This window comes from Ornithinibacillus liuyingii (assembly GCF_055550225.1).
In genome coordinates this window covers 31,004-46,810 of the sequence record NZ_JBPWOS010000002.1, presented here as the reverse complement: position 1 = coordinate 46,810, position 15,807 = coordinate 31,004, and the positions used below count along the sequence as shown (strand labels likewise).

Genomic DNA, 15,807 nt, shown 5'->3' with positions numbered 1-15,807 from the left:
ATACACATTATTCCAATTAGGATATGTATATGCTTATAAGTTGGCATGGATATTGAGTCAGGAGGAGAAAAATAGAATAGGCCTATAGCTAAGGGCAGTCACCCGGGACTGCTCTTCCTTAACAAATCGTAATGACAACCTTACCTTGACTATGACCTTCTTCAAAATACATGAGCGCCTCTGGGACTTCTTGTAGTGAAAAGCTTCTATCGATAACTGGCTTTACTTGCCCCGCTTCAATTAGCTCCTTCATCCTGATTAAATCCCCATGGTTCGGTCGTTGCAAAAAAGTAGCTATTTTTTTATTCCCAGTCATCGAAATAAATGGTCCGAAAAGCATTGTTTGATACATTTGGCTTTCCGTACCACCTACATGAATAAATCGACCACCGGACTGAAGTATTTGTTTATAGGTTAAAAGACGCTGAGAACCATTGACTCCAATGACCAAATCATATAACTGTTCCTTATCGTCCAGTTTTTCCTTCTTGTAATCTATTACATGATCAGCACCTAGTGCATGTGCAATGGCCACATTTCTTGTACTGACAACCGTTGTCACCTCTGCACCCAAAGCTTTTGCAATTTGAACCGCGAATGTTCCAACACCACCTGATCCCCCGTGAATAAGCACCTTCTGTCCAGCTGTTACGTTGCCAATATCACGGATTGCCTGTAATGCGGTAGTCGCCGCCATAGGTACTGCTGCAGCATCTTGAAATGATAGATTACGAGGTTTATGTGCAACAGCCTTCTCAGGCGCTGTTGCGTACTCTGCAAAAGTCCCCCATCCACAGCTAGACAGGTCACCATACACCTCGTCGCCAATCTTAAACTCTGTTACCTTTTCCCCTATGGCCTCTATCGTTCCTGCCATATCCCCTCCTGGAATTGGGAATTTTGGTTTACGAAGTCCAAATGCAAGCCTAGCGATATAAGGCTTTCCTCTCAGTAATACAATATTGCCATAATTCACGGATGCCGCATGAATTTTCACCAGTACCTCATCCGCTTTCGGCACCGGTTTTTCCACTTCCTTTAATTCTAGCGTATCTGGTGCTCCATATTTCGAAGTAATAATTGCCTTCATCTTCATCCACCCTCAGTCCTTTTTAGATTATCATAATGGACACTCATCCTTCAGGCATTGACTTAAGTTAAGATGAGGGTGATATGGATGAAATATTATTGAATTCGTTTTTTAATTCTACTTAATGACTCTGGTGTAATTCCTAGATAGCTTGCCAGTTGATGCTGGGGAACACGGGTTATGAGGTCTGGCCTGTTTGTGATGACAGATTTGTAGCGCTCTTCTGGGGATAAACGAAAGAATTGAGCAAGTTCATTTTGAGTCTGACCAAGATATCCTTCCATCATACGCCGGGTCATCGTTTCAAGCTCCGGAAAGTCAAGATACATCTCTTCTTCTCTCACCATGTCAGAAACAACTAACACGGAATCCTCTACACAAGTTAACGAGTAGTTAGAAACTTGGCTAGAATCGCCAAAGTTCGCTAATAATATTGCCTGTTCCTCTGTGTAGAAATTGGAGGTGATTTCTTTACCGTCTTCATCAATATAGAATTGCCTCACACAGCCTGCTAGTACGAAATAACAATCCGTAGTGGTGTCTAGTCGATATCCTTGCTTCGTTAAGTCCGTTCCTTTCAAAAAGCGCTCCACCACGATTTCATTGATAATAGCTTCTTGCTCCGCTTCACGCAGATTCGTATGCTTAGCCATATACTTATATAGAATTTCCTTCATGGCCATTCTCCTTTACGAATATAATCTCTTCATTTATCTTATCATTATATTCATTTGCAAAATATTAAATTTATATATTTTAGAAAATTAATACTAGCTCTAATAGGAGTTTCACAATGAAACTAGAACAGCTTGATCTATAGTTAATTCGTCCTCCTTCACCACCGTATCATACGCTAAAACTTGTACTCCACATTCAGCTGCGCTTACTAATACGTTGGCAAATGCTTCATCCATCTTAAAATGAGGGATCAGTCGGTCACATCCTTTCATTTGTACAACAATTGAACTACCCCCACTTAACCTCCTTTCAGGATGTTTGAAGTGGGGGATTCTTGGGAACAGAGCGTACTTGTTCGTGGTATTTCTTAACTAACAGCGGTTTCTCTTCTTTACCAAGCTATCCCCGTAGTCCCTACGGTTTTATAGGTTGCTTAAGCTGAAGCTACGATTCGTAATCCTTCAGCTAGAATATTGTTACTCGCATTGATATCTCGATCATGATGCATGTGACAAGCTGGACAAGTCCATTCCCTTACCTCAAGCGACTTCTTGCCAGTGTGATGTCCACAAACAGAACATAGTTGACTGGATGGAAAGCCTCTACTTATTTTCACCAGGGTTTTACCATACCAATCCGCTTTGTACTGTAATTTCGTCACAAAACTAGACCATGATACGTCAGAGATAGATTTCGCTAGTTTATGATTGCGCAACATTCCTTTCGTGTTCAAGTCTTCGATACAGATGACATCGTGGTTTTTGATGATGGCTGTACTTAACTTATTCAGGAAGTCGGCACGTTGATTCAGCACTTTATCATACAATCTTGCTACTTTTCGTTTTTGTTTTTGATAGTTTTTGGCACCGAGTAAGTTGATTCCGTTGTTTTTCGCATGCAAAGCACGTCTGGATAGTTTGCGTTGTTCTCGTTTTAACTTCTTTTCCATGTTGGAAGTGAACTTGTTATTGTCAATCTTGTGACCATCAGAAAGAATCGCAAAGTCCGTGATGCCTAAGTCGATTCCGAAGCGGATTCTGTTTTTACTAATGGTTGTACGTCTGTTTCTGCAAGAATAGAAATGAAATATTTTCCGCTTGGATTACGTCTAATGGTAACATTGATGATACGACCATGTACTTCACGGCTTTTGGTAAAGCGAACGAGTCCTAATTTAGGTAGTTTGATTTTGTTCCCTTCCATGGAGATATTTCCGTTGGTCTGCTTCGTTGTGTAGGATTGAACCAGATGCTTTTTGGACTTAAATCGCGGGGCTTTGTTTTGCTTTTTGAAGAATCTGGAGAAGGCATCAGAGAGGTTTTGGAGGGAAGTTTGGACTGCAATGCTGTCTACTTCTTTTAACCAACTTAATTCCTTTTTCAATTGAGGTAGTTGAGCAGAACAAGCGTTATACGTCAGTCCTTTTCCGGTTTGTTTGTAGGTGTCGTTCCACTTTACTAAAAAATGGTTGAAGACAAAACGAGAACAGCCAAGGGTTTTCACAATCTGTCTTTTCTGTTCTCTCGTTGGATAGATACGGAATTTGTAGGCTTTTTTGACGAGCATTGCTTTCACCTCTTTCTGTATCACGATACCTCTATTATACCTTATGTTGCATGGTGGATAGGTCATTTCAGGGAAGAATGTAAGCACTTGAATAGTCGAACAATCGAGATGGCAAGTGAGCCATCTCTTGTCCGAAGGCGATTTATCTCCCACCTACGCATTTCCCATTCCTTGAGGTGGGAGTCTTCTCGCCTATTGATGATAAAATAGTCGCCTGATATCCTTCCTTCTTTGCTTTTATCAGCTCCTGTACATGCTTTGTCCCTCTAACTGTTGGTGCATCTGGAAACATGGCTAATCACCGCTCTTCTAATGTTACTCCCTTTACTTCGATAAACCCTTTCTCACTGCCCTTTTCATAATAAAAATCAAACCGAGAAGCGCCATAGGATACTTCTCGCTTCAGTACGTCTACCTTTCCAAGCTCCTTCATTCTTCCCTTCCTAATTGCCTCCAAGACAATTCTATTTGGTGCTTGGGAGTCAATGTTAACTAACCGACTATACTTCCAAACCGCAATAAGAGAGAATTTTGTTTTTCGATTGGGATTCGTACTTAATTCCATGACTACTTCCGCTCCAGGTACAAGCAGTTCTTTCAAACGACTTGTATTTTTAATATGGACATGCTCCATCACACCATCAATGATGACTTCGGCAATGAATCGATTTACTTTTCTATGTAATACTCCTGTGATTACTGTTCCATACTGCATAACAACACTTCCCCTCCATTTTCCTATTTATGGTTTGTGTATACCATGCCTCTAGCGATAAAAAGGTATTACACATGAGGATTGTATGATGAAATGGAGGCTGGGACAAAAGAAATTTTTCTTAAAGGAAAACCGAATGGTGAGCAAGTATCGTGTATCATTCGGTTTTACAATCTTTTCGTTATATCCCAGCCCCTAGTTATGACTACTTCCTCAACTTAAACACCATAAAGGTAGCACAATTCAAATCCTCTTCATATCCAGGATACTCCTTTAATACCTCCTTTGATGGCTTCGGTTCCACTAAATCCTCAATCGTAAATCCGGCACTTATTATAGCTTTCACATAGCTTGAAAGTGTTCGATGATAATATACGATTGGCTTATTGGACTGAATTGGTAAACGCTGATCATATACCCCTTCATAAAAGTACCTGCACACCTTCCAGTATTCTTTCACTCCTTGTTCATTACGAATCCAACCACTATCCGGCGTGATAAAACAAGGGTGAAGGATGGAGAAGACGAAGCTTGCACCTGGTTTTAACAGTCGGTACATTTCTTGTAAGCAGCTTTCATAATCCTCTAGATCTTGAATAACCATATTCGAAACAATGGTATCAAATTGCTCACCATCTAGAAAACTTAGATTTTCACAATTTCCGTGATAATAGTCGATTTCCAAATCTTCTCGGGTTCGTGCTTTAGCCAGTTCTAACATTTTTTCTGAGTAATCAATTGCCGTTATCCTTGCCCCTTTATCTCCTAAAATTCTGCTAAGATATCCTTCTCCACAGCCTGCATCCAATATCAACTTCCCATCTACGTCCCCTAACAAGGAAAAGATAGTAGGATTTAAGAATAATACACGACTGCGGTCACCAAATTCACTATATCCAGCAGTAAACCTTTCTGCATGCAGATTCCACCGCTTAATGGCTTCCTCTGTTGGCATTGTCCGTTTCATCATAGGACCTCCTTAAGTCAAATAATTCCCGTAACGTTACGTTCCTGTGCACAACTTCATTCTCCCATAGACAAAAAATTAATTATAGACTTATAATTTAATTTTTTGTATCATGTAGATAGAGGCTTACCTACTTTAGAAATGATAGTTAAAGCCAGAAATTAAACAATGATTTCTGGCTTTTTTACGTTTATATACATATCAATCATACGAATTTTACATTCACTTCACGGAAAAGCTCGTCTTAATATGCTTTGTCCAGCATATATTTTTCTTGAGGTGAAGAAAATTGAGAACATCAGTAGATAAACTACACATCTTTGTTATTATGTTTTTCGTTAGCTTGGTGATGAGTGTGCAATCCCCTATCTTTGCACCTTATGCAGCGAGTATGGGAGCATCCGGTGTGCTAATCGGCGTCATGTTGAGTATTGCAGCATTTGCTAATTTAACAGGGAATTTAATAGCAGGTCCATTGTCCGATCGGTTTGGTAAGAAAGGATTTATTGCTTTGTCTTTATTTCTATCTGGCTGCCTCTTTCTCGGACATGCACTTGTTTCCGACTCTACTAGTTTACTAGTTGTTCGAACGCTCAATGGGCTATCCTTAGCCTTTTTAATTCCTTCTGCTTTGGCCTTGCTATCAGGGTATGCAAAAAATAGTCACCAACAAGGGAAAAACATCGCGATTATGGGGATTCTTGGTACGATTGCTAGTATTATCGCACCTATTATCGGTGGACAGTTAGGAGCTCAAATTGGCTATGCGAATACGTACTATGTAATCGGGACCTCCCTCTTACTAACAGCTCTTTATACTGCTCGATTTTTAAAGGAAAAGCAGAGTATTATTAGGGTTAATCATGAACAACAACTAGGTTTTAGACAAGTACTACAGATGCCGAGTTTACAGATGGTATTTCTTACTGCTTTTGCTGTGATGTATATTCATGGGGTAATAATTTATGAGGTTCCGTATTTAACAGTTGAACAAGGGCTTTCCACTGCAACGACAGGTGTATTATTTAGTTTTATGGGGGTGGGAACCTTTGCCTCATCAGTATTATTTTTCATTAATCGCTTTGATCCGACGAAACGGATGCTGTTTGGATTATTTGGCATGGCTTTGAGTATTTTTACCATATTAAATGCCTTAGTTGCCCTTCCGTTATCGTTATTCTTACTAGGGTTCTTTTTAGGAGTGATGATGCCAGCAATGGCAACCGCCATTACTAATGCAGTCTCAAGTGAAGGACATGGTCGGGCTTTTGGTATTATGTCTGCAGTTAATTCACTTGGTATGATAACAAGCTCGTTCATTACAGGGGCTACTCGTGATGTTATTTCTCCTTATTTTGTTGCGTTTTTAATTGGGATGGTCGTACTGATTTTAGTTGGGTATGCAAGACTTAAATTAGCTAATCCTACATCATCCAAGATGCTCCAACGCTATTAATCAATCATCCCCCCTGTACGATACATACAGGGGGGATTTATCTTGTCGTTTATTTTTCTACTTTCTCCAGTTCATTCACAAATGCTGGTTTTCGCTCATAAGTATCTTTTAACTGCTGTACTACGCTAGTGAACTTCTCGTCTCCACAAGCTTCTTTATAGACGACTAGCTTCCTACATACATGACGATATTTCTTTCTATCGGTTGCATCCTCTGCTTCCGATAGGATATGTTGCATAAAAATCTCTTCCACTCTATCCCGATAATCGGCAATCAAATATGGATAAAGCTCGATAATGGTGGATGGCGCTTGCTCCACATACTTTAATATTTTATCACTACGATTCTCAAGCTTTGCGATGTACTCATATACATGGGGAAGGTAATTGGACGATTTCCCTTCCAATAATTCAAATATCTTCTCTAGGGCAGTCTGCCATTCGCTTGGAGAATACAACTCCTTTAGCTTCCCATATGCCTCATATTCATTGTCTAATACAAATTCTATCAGTATATCTTTTTGCTTTTCCATATCTTCTATAATTTCATAGACTTGTAGTCGACATTCTTTCCATTGCTTTACTAGACCTGGATATTTACTGTCATTTTCTTCGCCCTCTTTACAAAGCTGTAAGGCTGTTTCATAATTTTCATTTTCAATTGCTTTTTCAATAGCCATTTTCCGAAATTCATCATATTCTATGTGGTGATGAACAAACTGGCTAGCCTGTTCCATTTCACCATTCCGTTCCATTATCTTTAACTGAAGCTGTAGGATGGCTTGTTTATCATAATCAGATGAAAGAGAAGACATATCGGAAACTTGGCTTAACAGCTTTTCTAATGTTTCCTCTAGCTTCCTTCTTTCTGAAGAACGAGCAGAATAGATTGTACAAACATCTAATAGCTCATAACGAGTATCGTTCCATCCATCATAACGTTTGTGCATCGCTTCCTTTAGAATTAGATCAAAAGCCCTTTCCTGGCCACGATGATTTAAGGAAAGCAGTACGAGGGATGAGGCATCCTGAAGTAGGGTGATACTTTCATTTATAACAAAGCCAATCTCTCCATTAGAATCATCCGTATACTGAAGCATATCGATAACGATTGATAATACTGTAATTCCTAGTTCAATAGCTAGCTCTTCTTCCCCATTTACCAGCTTATCCCGTCCCTTATCAAGCACCATCTCAGCACCCTGTAGAGCAGCATGTACATTACGTCTGGAAATAAAACCTTGCCGTTTATTTTCATTTATATATTTACGAATTAATTGTTTACTTGCTTTTACTTCATCATTAGGCGTAACTAATTTAAATTCGATCTTCTTCGCAATATCCTGATCGCCCTCAACAAGCTCCATAATTAATTCAACTAATTCCTTTTTGGTTAGCTTTGATACTTCCTTCTGTAAATCCAAGCTCTGGACCCCTCTCTAAAACATCCATATAGTTCTAGTGTAGCATAACTCCCCTGTGTAGTTCACATGAGCAATGTAAACTTATGTTCATCACTAGTGAATGCTGTGAATAAACTGCATCCGATGCACTTTTCATTTTATGTACTTCACTTGCTCTTATCACTACCAAAGGACTTATTTTTCAATCGATTTTGCTTTGACGCAATAGGATAAGTTCGAAACGGGTACACTAAAGATTACAAAGGTTGCTACATTTAGTTTACCTAAACTATAGGTCCAAGTGCTGGATTAATGTTACAGTATAAAAGAAGACAAAATCTTGAGGAGAACAAATATGATTGAAATCAAAACATCTTCTGTTAGTGATGGAGAGTTTAATAGAGGAGTATTTGCTACACGTGCAATTAAAAAGGGAGAGCTATTACATGAGGCACCTGTTATCGCTTATCCTAATGACCAGCATCAATTTATTGAAAAAACATTACTCGCCGATTATGCCTTTGAATACGGCATAAATCATACAGCCATTCTTCTTGGATATGGCATGCTATTTAATCATTCCTATGAACCAAATGCAATTTATGAAATTAACTTTGATAATCATACATTTGACTTTTATGCATACAAAGATATCAAAGCCGGTGATGAAATTTTAATCAATTACAACGGAGAGGCAGATGATCAAGAACTGCTTTGGTTTGATCGGGATTGATTAATCCTTGACTTTATAATTTTTTAAAAATATCCTTTCGTCCAAATGAACCATTGCCAATATTTTTCATACTATTTTAAGAGGTGATGAAAATGGCAAGAGTGAAGTATAACGATAGTGATATTGATTTAATGGCTAGAATGATGCGTGCGGAGGCAGAAGGCGAAGGAAAGCTTGGCATGCTAATGGTTGGAAATGTTATTGTCAATCGATTAAAAGCGAATTGTTTAGACTTTGTAGATTTACGATCAATACCGGATGTCATTTATCAAGTGCAGGGTGGAAACTACTCATTTGAAGCAGTACAAAAAGGGAATGTTTTCTATAATAGAGCACGAGAATCAGAAAAAAGATTGGCCAAACAAACACTAGACTATTGGAGAGAGCATCCTTCTAAGTATGCGCTTTGGTACTTTAATCCGTATGCTCCATGCCCTCCTACCTGGTATGATCAGCCATTTGCTGGCCAGTTTAAACAGCATTGCTATTATGAGCCACAGGCTGATACATGTGAGAGTGTTTATATATGGTGATTCCCATACTTATTGTGGGGATATACAAAAGCAGTTCAATTTAAAACAAATTGAACTGCTTATTTTTTACCATTTCCTATTCGAAAGGAGAAAAAACCGTATTTATAAAGAAGCAGAGTGCTTACTCGACTTCTCCTTCCCAATCCAGCATTCCACCAACCATATTCGTAACATTATAGCCACGCTCTGTTAAAAAACCTGTTGCGTTTCCACTTCTTGCGCCAGAACGACATACCATATAATAATGGTCATTTTTATCTAATTCTTCAAGACGTTCAGGAATTTGACCTAGTGGGATATGTTTTGCTCCTGGAATTTTCCCCATTGCTACCTCTTCATCCTCACGAACATCAATGATATTCAATGCTTCCCCTGCCGTTAGCTTTTGTTCTAGTTCCTTTGCTGTAATTTCTTTCACGATTACCATTCCTCCAAGTAATTTACTAATAGGTTTATCTTATATAGAATGGAGAGGCTTTGCAATATCTCTGCTTCATAAATTATAAATCCTGAAGATAAGGGGAGAAATCCTGAAAGACCCCCTTCAAATCCTGAAGTTATAGTGTGAAATCCTGAAGAATATGTCAACTAGGATTTTTTTTACTGTATTCCTTGAATAATTGAAAGAACACCCAGCCCTGTAGCGTGGGTGTTCTTATATTAATCAGCCTTACGCATTGCTCTCATAATTAAACTAATCACAAAGATTAGGATAATGGCTCCAATTAGTGCCGGGATAATGTTATATCCACCTATTTCTGGACCCCAATCACCAAGTAAAAACGATCCAATCCATGCTCCAATAATTCCAGCAATAATATTACCAAATACTCCACCTGGTACATCCCTGCCGACGATAAGGCTACCAATCCAACCAAGAATACCTCCAACAATTAAACTCCAAATGAAACCCATGATGAATTCCTCCTATGTCAAAATAGAATTATATCTATTATATGTTTATCCAATATAGAAAAATTTAAACACGACATAATAAATTTTAACGTTCTACTTACTCTCTAGAGTAATTATGGTATTTCATTTTCATCACAAAAAACTACCAAATGTTAACGAAACACTTGGTAGGTAGGACTGATTTTTACATTTTCCTTAATTGCTCTAACACACGCTGTGCCTTAAAGCCGATTTCAAAATCATAAATCTCTGCTTCTTCCCCTTTTGTTGCTTTTACTAACTCATCTATTAGATTGTTATATGGTTGATGTTCAAAGGAAATTTCTTTCGGCTCTTCACCGTTTTTCCCGGCTCTAATAATACCCCAGTTATCTAAGGATAATGAACCTTCTGTACCATAGGCTGTGAATCCAATATATTCCTTACCTGGGATTTGGCTTAACCCCTCAATGAGGACTGGGGTACCATCTGCAAGTTTTGCGGTTGCTATAATACCTGTTTCACATTTAGAAGGATCCTCTGGTAGTTCTAGTTGTGTTCGGATATCATTAACATCGCCAAACATCTTTACTATTTGCTGGATAAAATGAACGCCAACCTCCAATACAAACCCACCTTGTTCACGGCCGCCTACCCAGTTGTTTTGCTGCCATGCTCGTGGCCATTGTGGAAAGTGCATAGAAAGCTGTAATCGACGTAACTTTCCAATGTATCTTTCTTGCATCATTTCCGCAAATTTATTGGTTGCTGGCTCGTAATTTAATGGGAAATTCATCGCATGTACAACATTCGCCTGTTTGGCAGTATGGAACATTTCTTCTGCCTCTTCTAACGAATTAGCTAAAGGTTTTTCACAGAGGAGATGCTTTCCTGCTTTCAATGCCTCCATAACGATGGAATGGTGAAGTTTTGGTGGTACTGCCACATAAACTAGCTCTACTTTCTCATCTGCAATTAACTGTTGGTATTCTGTATAAGCGTTAATTCCACCTAAATCATTTGCTGTTTTCATTGCTAATGGTTCCATTTGATCACATACCGCAACAATTTCAACTTCCTTATGTTCTGCAAAGCGCTTAATGAGTCGTTGTCCAATTGCACCAAGACCTATAATTCCTATACGCATGATCATTTCTCCTTTACCTGTATGAGACTCTATCTCTTTCGATAATAATAGTACCATAAAGCTGAAATAAGTATGAACTTTTCGTGAATTGGGCAGTACACGGAGCCTTAATATAGTAAAATACTTATTAGATGATAAGCAGGAGTTGAAAAATATGAAAAAAGCTCTAATCGGCATAAACAGTATATTACTTGTTCTTATACTAGCAGCTTGTGGTGATACATCGCAGGAAGATAAGAAGGATATTAAGGAATTAGTCCATGAGTATAGTGTAGGAAGTCATGAAGATGTATCTGCTTCTATCAATTCACAAGAACTGATTGTGACAGATCATAATCAAAAGAAAGAAACATATCCTCTTCCAGAAGACGAGTTTTTTGTTTCTATTGCTCCATTTGAAGAGTCAACTCATGAATGTGCGATCCATAGCTTAACAAGCTGCCAGGGAGAGTTAGTGGAAAAAGAATTTAATGTTTATATTGAAGATGAAGAAGGCAATGTCGTGGTGGATGATACCTTTACATCATTTGCCAATGGATTTATTGATTTATGGTTACCACGTGACCGAACATATCAAGTGAAGATTGAGTATGATGGCAAAGCCGCTGAATCAACAATATCTACTTTTGATGGTGATAATACATGTATTACAACAATGCAATTATTGTAAGGTACAAAAGTATGTAAAAAATAAACCCGAATGAATACCACGATTTTAATATCGTGCTTCATTCGGGTTGACGACTACTTAAGTCCCCGCCCTTCTCATTATTACACTTTTATTTATCGCAACAAGCTTCGGACATCCCTAACTAACTCAGGTAATCCATTATCAAATAAATGATCGGATCCATCGAGTATCCTACAAGTACTTCGAGTTAATTTCTCTGCTAATACAATATGGTGTGAAAAAGGTACAATTTCTTCATTTCTGCTGTGATAAAGGAATATATGAGGTATTTTCTTGAGGTGCTGTTCAAATGCTTCTTGGAGAAAAAAGTCCTTCCGTTGCCAATCATCATCTATTCCCCAGAATGGTGCTGCTACAATAAACAAGCCCAATACTTTCACATGATAAACTTCCTCAGAGAGATATTTTAATAGAACAGATCCTCCTAAAGAGTGCCCTACTAATACTATCCCTCCAGAGTGTTTAGCCAACGCCTTGTCCAGTTCATTCTTCCAATCACTGTATTTTGGATCTTCTGGTGTTGGCATTTTCGGAGAATTGACTTCAGCGTCATTGCCAAGACCATTCCTTACATACTTTATTAGGTTACTACTCCCTTGATTTTCCCCTTGGGGACCAGCACTATGTATAAACATTAACGCTGGATTCATGGTTATCCCCTCCTCCTTACCTTAGGCTGTTTTCTCTTTTCTTATAACCTTATCAACTAAATATTGCAAGCCGTATAATAAGTATGCTTTATAATGCAAGTAAAAAAAGAACTTTATATGGCTTAACCGTTTAAGCCCAACGATCTTATACTTTTTCAGAATATCAATCCCAAGAAAAGCAAAAAGTGCATCTGCAATTGCGTTTACTAGGATAAACTTTTTAAAGTTACCATATGTATATTTCATAATCCACATCGATAGTGGCATATATGGTCCAATACTAAATGGAAGTTCATCCTTATAGAATGCATCCTTTTTATCAAAAAACTTCCACCAATTTCGGCGATTTCCATACAGATGATTTAGGATCTCAAACCCAACAATGAAAAAACCTCCTATTGCAAACCGCTTAAAACTTCTCTTGCCAATAAACAGTAGCGTCATCCAAGAGAAAATAATCATCCCAAGATTAAACCATAAGTGCCGCTTCGTAATCATAAGCATTCACCTCAACCTGCTTTTAATTTCTTTTTTAACTTGTCCAAATCTCTTCAAAAAAAACTAAAAAATGGTTGAGAAAGAATTACCTATTCAACATACTCCGTGCAATTACATTCAAATTCCTTAAAGTAAAATTCTTTATATAATGTAACATCACCCTTTAAATCTGCTGAATTGGCTATAAAAACTTTAACGACTGGGGCGATGTCCTGTTTGGCAATTTCCGCTACTTGTTTTTCCATTTCCTTAGTTGAATCGAGCGGGTATTGATTCATATCTTCGTATAAGTCGTTGTGTACACATACATCATAGGTTACTGCTAGATAATACGTTTCCATTTTCACTTAGCCCACCCCCTAAAGGTTGTTTTGTTCACAATCGATAGTAGTGTCAGTCTCCCTAGCACCAATAACAGAGACTGACACTGTCTAAATAGTAGAAATTAATCACTTGAACCTAACCATAAATCCGTTGCTACATTCAATTCCTCGCTGAGTTCTACTTTTCTATTATACAAATCTTGAAGATGCTGATAGTCAATTTGATCTGCAGCCATAGCTGTGTCAATGTCTTTAATCTCCCTTTCGAGTAATTCTATTTTGACTAGCAGCTTTTCTTTATCGAAAGCCTTCTTCTCTTTTACAGGTTTCCGATCCCTTTTTACTACTTGCTTCGATGGAGGTGCCGATACACCTTGGTTGCTTATTTTTTCCTTTTCCTGTTTATAATAATCATAGTTGCCTAGATAGCTTTTTAGCGCATAGTCCTCCACCACAATGATTCTATCACTCAGTTTATTAATAAAATAACGATCATGCGAGATAAAAAAGATAGTACCTTGAAAATCCTCCAATGCCTCTTCAAGGGCCTCAATGGAGTCAATATCTAAATGGTTGGTTGGCTCATCCAAAATTAATAGATTTATTTCTTGATAAAGTAAAATCGCTAGCTTCAACCGAATTCGCTCTCCACCAGATAAATGTCTAACCCGCTTATATACACTCGATTTATAAAACATAAATTTTGCTAAATACTCCCGTGCTTTTCCTTCTAGTATAGAAATATTTTCACGAAAGACTTCAATTAACATACGGTTTTCCTCTTCAAAGGTAATCTTTTGTGGCAAATAGGCTACCTTAACGCTTGCACCTAATTTAATTTCCCCAGTATCTGGTTGTTCTTCCCCTAGTAGCATCTTTAGAAATGTAGTCTTGCCACTACCATTCGGTCCAATTAACCCTACTCGTTCACCATAATGAACCATAAGCTCCGCCTCTTTAAAAATTACCTTCTCTCCATAGCACTTAGAAAGCTTGGTTGCTTTGATTGTTTCTTTCCCCGAACGTTCGACCTCCTTAAAGCCTAATCTCATATTTTTTCTATCAGTTGATGGTTTATCAAGACGTTCCATTTTCTCTAATCGTTTCTGAATACTTACAGCCCTTCGGAAAAACTTATTATTATCAGCACGAATCGCCCAGTCTCTTAAATCCTTTACCGCACTCTCCATCGCATTAATTTTTTTCTGTTGCTGGCGATATTGCTCTAGCTGTATCCTTATATTCTCCTCCTTTTGACTGACAAATGAGGAATAGTTACCCTTGTAACTGAATGATCGTTTATCTTCTACTTCCACTATTTTCGTTGCAACATGGTCAAGAAAATAGCGGTCATGCGATACAATGAGCACAATTCCCTGATAACTTTTCAGATAACTTTCTAACCATTCAATGGATTCCATATCTAAATGATTGGTTGGTTCATCCAATAATAAAATGTCGGGATTATGAATAAGAAGTTTCCCTAAAATAACAGTAGTTTTCTCCCCACCGCTTAGGATATCAAATTCTTTATTTAGAAAGCTCTCATCCATTTTTAGCCCCGTACACACCTTGCTTAACTTTTCTCCCCTGTCATATCCACCTTTTAATTCAAAGACTTGAACGACGTTACTGTACTTATTCAACGCTTTCTCTAATGCGGTACCTTGTAATGCTTCCATTTGTTCTTCCAGATCTCGCATTTGCTTTTCTATTGCATCAATTTCTTCAAAGGCTAGATTTAAAATATCGATAACCTTCAAGCCTTTTGGATACTCGGGCATTTGCTCCAAATAAGCAGTAGTCGAGTTATTTGGGACTATCTGAATGACCCCCTCATCGTAACCATAGCTTGAGGTTTGTGGATAGCCTGGGTAATAATTCATTGGCTCTAACCCAGCTATAATCTTTAGAATGGTGCTTTTCCCACTACCATTTACGCCAACTATACCTATTCTATCCCCGTCAAATGCTTCAAACGTAACATCCTCTAATACTAATGTTGCTTCCATAAATTTTTTCAAACCGTTTACTTTAAGCTCTAACATGTTATCTACCTTCTTTCGTCCAGTACGTTACACCATTGCAAGACAGACTAAGAAGACTACTACTCGTTAATATGAAAAAAGACTATAAGAAGATATCGCTTCTTACAGTCTAAAAGGGTAGTTTTATAGCTATAGGTATCCTATAGTAATCATTCCATCCAATAAAAGAGAGCAAAAGTCATGCCCAAAGTGTATTAGATAGTTTTTTCCCATTTTCAGTAAGTAAGTCGCCTTATAAATTGCCTGATTCCTAATGGCATAACAAATAAACCTAACTAAAGGCTAATTGATACGTTACACATTAAAAATCCCTATTAATTACATTAATTAATAATTAGCAATTTGTTGGCATCATTTTCTTACTTACCCCCTTCTGAATTTCCTTAATTATCGCACTTTTTCTTCATATTGTAAAT

At 37.9% G+C, this 15,807-nt stretch carries 18 protein-coding genes and 1 pseudogene; 4 read left to right on the top strand and 15 right to left on the bottom strand.

The features are described 5' to 3' along the window. Positions 1–118 precede the first annotated feature (118 nt). The 7 genes and pseudogenes from ACSKT4_RS03115 to ACSKT4_RS03085 form a co-directional block, all read right to left on the bottom strand. Positions 119–1,090, bottom strand: a complete 972-nt coding sequence (locus ACSKT4_RS03115; RefSeq protein WP_186870806.1) for an NAD(P)-dependent alcohol dehydrogenase — start codon at positions 1,088–1,090, stop codon at positions 119–121. Between the two features lie 95 nt (positions 1,091–1,185). Next, a complete protein-coding gene (locus ACSKT4_RS03110; protein WP_186870805.1) occupies positions 1,186–1,767 on the bottom strand; it encodes a Crp/Fnr family transcriptional regulator in 582 nt (193 codons plus the stop codon). Positions 1,768–1,878: 111 nt separating this feature from the next. Continuing rightward, on the bottom strand, positions 1,879–2,040 hold the full coding sequence (locus tag ACSKT4_RS03105) for a DNA/RNA nuclease SfsA (protein ID WP_186870804.1): 162 nt from the start codon (positions 2,038–2,040) through the stop codon (positions 1,879–1,881). Positions 2,041–2,201: 161 nt separating this feature from the next. Next, positions 2,202–3,334 (bottom strand): annotated as a pseudogene (tnpB, locus tag ACSKT4_RS03100) (IS200/IS605 family element RNA-guided endonuclease TnpB). A gap of 142 nt (positions 3,335–3,476) precedes the next feature. Continuing rightward, the gene (locus tag ACSKT4_RS03095) at positions 3,477–3,626 is read right to left on the bottom strand and encodes a DNA/RNA nuclease SfsA (protein ID WP_186870802.1); all 150 of its coding nucleotides are present in this window, start codon (positions 3,624–3,626) and stop codon (positions 3,477–3,479) included. A 6-nt stretch (positions 3,627–3,632) separates the two neighbouring features. Next, complete coding sequence (locus ACSKT4_RS03090; protein ID WP_186870801.1) at positions 3,633–4,049, bottom strand: DNA/RNA nuclease SfsA; 417 nt, start codon at positions 4,047–4,049, stop codon at positions 3,633–3,635. A 205-nt stretch (positions 4,050–4,254) separates the two neighbouring features. Next, complete coding sequence (locus ACSKT4_RS03085; protein WP_465822783.1) at positions 4,255–5,016, bottom strand: class I SAM-dependent methyltransferase; 762 nt, start codon at positions 5,014–5,016, stop codon at positions 4,255–4,257. Between the two features lie 289 nt (positions 5,017–5,305). Between ACSKT4_RS03085 and ACSKT4_RS03080 the strand changes: the two genes are divergently transcribed. Then, a complete protein-coding gene (locus tag ACSKT4_RS03080) occupies positions 5,306–6,472 on the top strand; it encodes an MFS transporter (protein WP_255488161.1) in 1,167 nt (388 codons plus the stop codon). A gap of 49 nt (positions 6,473–6,521) precedes the next feature. Here ACSKT4_RS03080 and ACSKT4_RS03075 read toward each other — a convergent pair whose 3' ends face one another. Next, positions 6,522–7,895 carry a hypothetical protein gene (locus tag ACSKT4_RS03075; RefSeq protein ID WP_343458232.1) on the bottom strand — a complete coding sequence of 458 codons (1,374 nt, stop codon included), beginning with the start codon at positions 7,893–7,895 and terminating at the stop codon, positions 6,522–6,524. Positions 7,896–8,229: 334 nt separating this feature from the next. Between ACSKT4_RS03075 and ACSKT4_RS03070 the strand changes: the two genes are divergently transcribed. Continuing rightward, positions 8,230–8,607, top strand: a complete 378-nt coding sequence (locus ACSKT4_RS03070; protein ID WP_186870799.1) for an SET domain-containing protein — start codon at positions 8,230–8,232, stop codon at positions 8,605–8,607. Between the two features lie 92 nt (positions 8,608–8,699). Next, positions 8,700–9,140 carry a cell wall hydrolase gene (locus tag ACSKT4_RS03065; RefSeq protein ID WP_186870798.1) on the top strand — a complete coding sequence of 147 codons (441 nt, stop codon included), beginning with the start codon at positions 8,700–8,702 and terminating at the stop codon, positions 9,138–9,140. Positions 9,141–9,261: 121 nt separating this feature from the next. Here ACSKT4_RS03065 and ACSKT4_RS03060 read toward each other — a convergent pair whose 3' ends face one another. The 3 genes from ACSKT4_RS03060 to ACSKT4_RS03050 form a co-directional block, all read right to left on the bottom strand. Next, the gene (locus ACSKT4_RS03060; protein ID WP_436262602.1) at positions 9,262–9,558 is read right to left on the bottom strand and encodes a rhodanese-like domain-containing protein; all 297 of its coding nucleotides are present in this window, start codon (positions 9,556–9,558) and stop codon (positions 9,262–9,264) included. 242 nt (positions 9,559–9,800) lie between these two features. After that, a complete protein-coding gene (locus ACSKT4_RS03055; RefSeq protein ID WP_186870796.1) occupies positions 9,801–10,055 on the bottom strand; it encodes a GlsB/YeaQ/YmgE family stress response membrane protein in 255 nt (84 codons plus the stop codon). A gap of 184 nt (positions 10,056–10,239) precedes the next feature. Beyond that, complete coding sequence (locus tag ACSKT4_RS03050) at positions 10,240–11,181, bottom strand: Gfo/Idh/MocA family protein (RefSeq protein WP_246521483.1); 942 nt, start codon at positions 11,179–11,181, stop codon at positions 10,240–10,242. A 154-nt stretch (positions 11,182–11,335) separates the two neighbouring features. On the opposite strand from ACSKT4_RS03050, the gene ACSKT4_RS03045 reads away from it, so the two are divergent. After that, positions 11,336–11,851, top strand: coding sequence for a CueP family metal-binding protein (locus tag ACSKT4_RS03045; RefSeq protein ID WP_186870795.1), 516 nt, complete (start codon positions 11,336–11,338; stop codon positions 11,849–11,851). Between the two features lie 113 nt (positions 11,852–11,964). Here the strand turns inward: ACSKT4_RS03045 and ACSKT4_RS03040 are convergent, their stop codons facing one another. The 4 genes from ACSKT4_RS03040 to abc-f form a co-directional block, all read right to left on the bottom strand. Further along, positions 11,965–12,522 carry an alpha/beta fold hydrolase gene (locus ACSKT4_RS03040; protein WP_186870794.1) on the bottom strand — a complete coding sequence of 186 codons (558 nt, stop codon included), beginning with the start codon at positions 12,520–12,522 and terminating at the stop codon, positions 11,965–11,967. Between the two features lie 21 nt (positions 12,523–12,543). Then, positions 12,544–13,020, bottom strand: a complete 477-nt coding sequence (locus tag ACSKT4_RS03035) for a hypothetical protein (protein ID WP_186870793.1) — start codon at positions 13,018–13,020, stop codon at positions 12,544–12,546. An 89-nt stretch (positions 13,021–13,109) separates the two neighbouring features. Continuing rightward, complete coding sequence (locus ACSKT4_RS03030; RefSeq protein ID WP_186870873.1) at positions 13,110–13,361, bottom strand: hypothetical protein; 252 nt, start codon at positions 13,359–13,361, stop codon at positions 13,110–13,112. 104 nt (positions 13,362–13,465) lie between these two features. Then, positions 13,466–15,391, bottom strand: a complete 1,926-nt coding sequence (abc-f, locus tag ACSKT4_RS03025) for a ribosomal protection-like ABC-F family protein (protein ID WP_186870792.1) — start codon at positions 15,389–15,391, stop codon at positions 13,466–13,468. Positions 15,392–15,807 lie beyond the last annotated feature (416 nt).